The organism is Streptococcus oralis (assembly GCF_001579525.1).
Taxonomy (GTDB): Bacteria; Bacillota; Bacilli; order Lactobacillales; family Streptococcaceae; genus Streptococcus; species Streptococcus oralis_M.
This window is the reverse complement of the sequence record NZ_KQ970792.1, coordinates 1-5,202: the sequence shown is the minus strand read 5'-3', so window position 1 is coordinate 5,202 and position 5,202 is coordinate 1. Positions and strand designations below refer to the sequence as shown.

Annotated in this window: 2 protein-coding genes; both read right to left on the bottom strand. The window is 40.2% G+C overall.

Annotated elements, in window-relative coordinates; genetic code table 11:
* Positions 1 to 4,721, bottom strand: a 4,721-nt coding sequence (locus tag SORDD25_RS06745; protein ID WP_153014484.1) for an isopeptide-forming domain-containing fimbrial protein, incomplete at its 3' end; no start/stop codon positions are given.
* Positions 4,722 to 4,782: 61 nt separating this feature from the next.
* Positions 4,783 to 5,202 (bottom strand): TlpA family protein disulfide reductase (locus SORDD25_RS06740; RefSeq protein WP_153014483.1); only part of this gene is annotated, 420 nt, incomplete at its 5' end.

The window sequence follows — 5,202 nt, the reverse complement described above, 5'->3', positions numbered from 1 at the left end:
GGGACTTCATTAGAATCCTTGTGGTATTTTGGATTATGATCAATATCGTAAGAAGCCTTGTTTGGAATTTCAGTCTTACCATCTTTATTCACATAAGCTGATAAGTTGGCATTATCTCTAATCTTAGCCTTGAAATTCACTTCAATTGACTTACCGGCATCTGCTTTGACAGAAGCTTCTGTAAAGGCAACTTTGATGACTTGACCAGAAAGTGTCACTGTCGCCTTCGATCCTGCATCTTCACCATCAAGTTTAACAGTCGCTGAAGCATTCTCACCAACAAATTCTAGAACTTCTTTCAACTCGTCTGTCATCTCAAACACAGTTGCGCTGGCAGGCATTGTTGTTTTCAAAGTATAAGTAAACTCTTCATTACGTTTTGCAAGATCATAACGTTCTGCTCCGTTTACTTCCTTCTTAAGCTCTGGAGTAGTGGTTGGTGGTGGTGTAACGGTAACTGGTTTTGATTCTTTCTTAGAATCAGGATTATCATTAATGATGTAGCTAGCAGTATTTGGTACTACCGGCTTGTCTTTTGATTCATTTGGATAAGCCGCTAAGAGTGCATCAAAGGTAATGCCTTCCTTCACCTTAGCCTTAAATGAAACTTGTACAGCTTTACCAGCATATTGTTTCACTTGCTCTTTACCAAATGTGACCGTCAAACGTTGACCTTCTGTTGTTACAGTGAGGTCTTGAACAGCTTGGCCATCAACAGTGACCGTTGCTTCTCCTTCAAATGCCAATTCTTTGACGATATCATCTGAAATGGTGAAGCTATCTGCCACATGTGGAACCGTTGAGTCAATCGTATACGTAAAGATTTCTGATAACTTACCAAGATCTGCGTGTTCCTGACCATTCACCTTCTTCGTGATTGGTGGTGGTGTAACAGTGACCGGCTTGGTTTCTTTCTCACCTTGTTGGTCATTCTTGTTGGTGTAAGTAATCTTAGCTTTGTTCTCAATAGATGGAACAGTTGAGCCTTTCTTCACTTTGGCATGAATCACGAGTTCTACTTCTTGGTTACCGTAGTCACCCGCATTCGCAAAATCTTTCATCGTTGCAGTCACGGTTTGACCTTGAACTGTTACATCGAAGAATTTCGCTGCCGCTCCCTTGATTTCAGCTTGATCTGGAGTCAAGTTCTCATCCAAGGTATCCGTTACAACGAAGGACTTGTACGTTGTAATATCATTTGGCAATTTCGCTTTGATATTATAAGTAAAGTCGGTTTCCGCACCGATTGTTGCCTCTGTCAGTGTTTCGTTGATTTTCTTATCAACACCTGGTTCTGATGGAGGAGTTACGGTTACAGGTTTTGTTTCTTTTTCTCCGCTATGATCGTTCTTATCTGTGAAGCTGAACTTCGCAGTATTTGGAATGTTGATACGAGTCACTCCATCATTGATCTTAGCTGGAATAATCAATTCCACTTCTTGACCAGCAAGGTCTGTAGCGTTCGCAAAGTCCTTCATCGTTGCAGTCACGGTTTGACCCTCAACTGTTACATCGAAGAAGGCTGCAGCTGCTCCTTTGATAACTGGTTTGCTTGAAGTTTCATTGATAACTGACAAATCTCCTTCAAGTGTATCTGTAATCACAAATTTCTTGTAATCTGTAATATCGGTTGGAAGTTTTGTCTTAATGTTGTAGTTATACGCTTGACCTGTCGCGATATCTAAGTGATCAAGAGTTTCATTGATCTTCTTCGTTACAGGAGGTGGCGTTACGGTGACAGGTTTCGATTCAACTTCTTTCTCTACATTATTCTCATTTGTAAAGGAAATAGAAGCCTTGTTTTCAATGGTTGTGCCTGTCACACCATTTTTAACTTTTGCAGGAATGACTAGTTCAACAGTTGAGTATTTTGCAAGTTCACCAAACTGACCATCCTTCACCGTTGCCGTAATCTCTTGGCCATTGGTGTGGATATCAAAGAGGGCCGCTGCAGAACCTTTAATACTTACGTCTCCTGCAAGTTCCAAATTAGAATCCAGTGTATCACGAATCACAAATTTCTTGTAATTAGCAACATCACTTGGTACTGCTGTTGTAATATTGTAGTTGTATGGTTGCCCATCAAACGTTTGGAAGCTATCCAAGTTTTCATTGATTTTCTTATCAATCGTTGGTTCTTTTGGTTTTGGTGGGGTAACCGTTACTTCGTTAGATGTTTGTTTCACATCGTTCAAGATCACATCCGCTGTATTTGGTACTTTTACTTGACCATCTTTCTTGTATTTAGAAAGATCAGCACCTTTACGGATTTTCGCCTTAAAGGTTAATTCTACATATTGAATGTCTTTCACCTTACGGCGATTCACTTTACGAGTGATTTTTTCAAGATTAGTTTTGTCTAGTGTCAACGAAACGGTTTGACCTGAAACGGTTGTCGCACCTTTCAAATCAGCGTTATCTTTTCCACCGAGTTTTACATTCAAACTATCTGCTTGAACTTCTAACTCTGGAACAACTGTATCTGTCAGCGTAAAGTTGTCCGCAATACCTGGCCATGGAGCAGTCACCTTGTACTCAAAGAGTTCCTCTTCTGCCTTCAAATCTTCATGTTCTTTGTCATTAACCTTCTTCGTAATCTCTGTTACTACTGGCGGTTTCACGTAAACTGGATTTGAACGGCGAATGGTACTTGGTTTGGTATCTGTCTTGGCATGCGCATCTTGGTTTGGTTGATTGTCATCACCATTCCACATGATGTTCCCTTGGTTTAGGAGACCAAATCCATTACTTTCCTGAAGGAGAGCCATGAATTCTTTACTTGATTGATTATTGCGGTATTGTTCTTTCAAACGAACCTTGATGGTCATTTGAGCTTTCTTCAATACCAAGTAATTATAGTTGGATCCTTTAGCAGGAACATCCGCAACCACGACACTTTGAGGGTTGCCTTCTGAATCATCTTGACTAACTACACGAGTGGTCCATTTTTCTCCATTTGGTCCAGTAGCTGAACTTTCAACCACTTCCAAACGGTAGTCAAGTGGGTCTGTCAACATGACGTTCTTTTCAAATTCGTAGGCTACGTTATTGAAGTTGTAATCAAGAGTATAGGTGAACTCCTCTGCCTTGTCTGACAATTGTGCAGAATAGGCTTTTTTCTTTGTCAAACCAAGCGGATCATCAATTTCTCCCAAGTCATTGCTCTTATCTGCGTCAGTAATTTTCTTAGTAACACTTGGGTAACAGTACTCGAGTTTTTGAACTTCAACTTTTTCATTACGTCCACCAATCTTACGAGTTGTATACTCACCTGTCTTAAAGACACCGGTCAATTCAGGGACTGTAATTGTTTCATTCGTTGGTTGGTAATCCTCTGGCGGATCAACTTCATCCTCTTCATTCGTTTCAGGAGCACGAGCTTCCTTGCTCAAATCATAGTCGAAATTGTTATCTCCTGGGTTGAAGACACTATCGGGTACATAGATGGTGACATTGTCACCTTCTTGATTGATTCGACCACGAATTTGTTTCGATGGATCTGTGACTTTTTCAACAACAGTCTTACCATTGATTCGAACAGCATCGACCTTATACCCATGTGTAACAGTGAACTCACCTTTGATATCTTCCTTAATCAAAGCTGCAGCTACGGATTCTAAAATTCGATTTGAGAACTTATCGATATCACTTTGTTCATTAACATAGAAAGAAACTTTCTTTCCGTTCACAACCTTGTCTGGTGAAGCCATCGATTGAAGAGCATCATGGAAGATTCCTTGCACTGAACGATTGTCACCGATATCCAATGTGTTTCCGAATCCATTCAAGTAAGCAGAACCATATTGGAAATACGGGTCAGTGAACCCTGCTACACGCTCCCAGAAACCAATAACTACAGAACCTTCTGAACCAACAACATTCTTAAGGGTGTTTCCTGCCTCTTTTAACTCGTTTGCACGGCTGACAATATCTTGCGCTGCTTCAGGGAAATAGTTTTGATCAAGTCCCCATGCAGGTTGTAGCTTATAAGTTCTGGCATAACTTTTATCCATAACAACATTACCATCTGGGAGACGGTAACCATTGGCCACACCATCCGTTACAAGGAGGAATACGGTCTTACGACCATTTTTCATTTCTCCTTTTTGCTTGTTATAAGCAGCAAGAGCATCTGTAATCCCAGGAACTGTAGGAGTTCCTCCTCCAACAGCAATATTATCAATAAAGCTATGAATAGATTTTTGATCTGACGTTAAATCACTTGAACTAAACTGATAATGTTTACCAGTGATCCCCTCATTTGTATAGGTATCAATCGCTCCTGTGAAGTCTTCATTATCAAAATATCGAACCTGATCCAATCCTTGATAAGCTGAAACGAAGACGCGGTCAGTCGTATCTGGATCACCTGTACTCACTAAATGTGGGTCAGTTTCATTGTACTGTTCAGGTTTCACATAAGTGGTCAAACGCTTCAAGGCATTCTTAACACTAGGAATAGTTTTTTCAAAGGATCCACTTGCATCCTGAAGGATAACTAAGTCGATCGGTTTACGTGGAACTGTCCACTGTGTTTTTTCTGTTTTCTTTACCTTACGATAACATCCATTCTGGATAATTTCCGTATTCTCTCCTACTTGTCTAGCAGCCCCTTCATCAGCTGATGCACCTCGAGCGAGGAACAGTCCAGCCAATCCCAATGGCACAGAAAGAAACAGAATCATAAACAAAATGGAGACCTTTTTGATGAAATCTCTCATAGTTTTCTCTGAAATCCTATTGTGATTTCTTCTTCCTCCTTTATTCTGAAATAGATGTACGTTAGTCTAGCAGTTCCTGTAACTCTTTCGAGAATTTTTCAGCAGTGGTATGATTTACTAATACATTCTTTACCTGTTGCTGTTTTGTCACAAGATACATACTTGGTATGGTTTGAACCTGTAAAAGATCGGCTGCGGACTGATCTTCGTCATAATAATATGGGAAAGTATATCCTTTTTCTTTGATATACTGATCAGCAGTTTCCTTTGTTTCTTTTCCGGGTTCGTTCATATTCAGAAGAACAAAATGAATTTGATCTCCATACTTTTCATACATCTGCTGAACAATGGGTAGTTGTTTCTGGCAATCCGGACACCAACTAGCCCATTCGACAACTAATATAGGTTTATCATACAGTTCCGAGATAGCAAGCAATTTTCCATCTTGAGAGGTCATTTTAAATTCTGGAAGTTGTTGACC